The organism is Alcanivorax sp. HI0044 (genome assembly GCF_001634945.1).
Window position 1 is genome coordinate 1 of sequence record NZ_LWEZ01000033.1, and the last position, 739, is coordinate 739.

Annotated in this window: 1 protein-coding gene and 1 pseudogene; both read left to right on the forward strand. The window is 65.9% G+C overall.

What is annotated here, in order from left to right; translation table 11 throughout:
- Window positions 1-281 (forward strand): alpha-isopropylmalate synthase regulatory domain-containing protein (locus tag A3730_RS00365; protein ID WP_304439443.1); only part of this gene is annotated, 281 nt, incomplete at its 5' end.
- A gap of 97 nt (window positions 282-378) precedes the next feature.
- Window positions 379-739 (forward strand): annotated as a pseudogene (locus tag A3730_RS00370) (hypothetical protein); the annotation flags it as partial.

The window sequence follows — 739 nt, forward strand, 5'->3', positions numbered from 1 at the left end:
CCACGGCCAGTGGTGCCGGCCCGGTGGATGCGGCCTTCAAGGCGATCGAAAAACTGGCGGACAGCCACACCGCCCTGCAACTGTATTCGGTCAACGCGATTACTGCGGGCACCGACAGCCAGGGGGAAGTGACCGTACGCCTGGAGAAAGGCGGCCGTATCGTCAACGGCCACGGTGCGGATGTGGACATCATTACCGCCTCCGCCAAGGCCTACCTGAATGCCCTGAATCACTTCGCAGCTGGCGTGGAACGGGCCCACCCGCAGGCAGCGGATGTATGATGTGCTTGCCTGACGCCGAATGCCGGATGCCTGACGGTGGTGTTCTTTTTGCGTGGTGCTTGGTGCGTCCGGCGTCTGGCGACACCGGAGGTGCTTCATGAACGAAGCGCAGCGCCAGAGTTACCTGAAAGCCATGGGGCTGACGCCCTGGGTGGCTCGTGTGGCTTTGCCCGGGGCGGCGCCCTCACCGGCATTGGACTGGCCGGAGGAAGAGCAGGCTAATGCTCCTGCATCGCCAGGGCCTGCTGTTGATGTGGCGGTGCCGTCCCGTGCTCCTGTCGGTGCTCCCTCGGGCACCCCTGAACCCAGCCCGGCAGCAGCGGCCGATCCCGAGCCTGAGGGATCGGCCGCCGCTGCATTGGCGAAAGCGCCGTCTGCCCGTTCCGTGGCACCTGCTCAAGAGCCGACGAAGGAGGAGGCCCCTGCGCCCGCCAAGGCGAAGGTGAAAGGGCTGACCT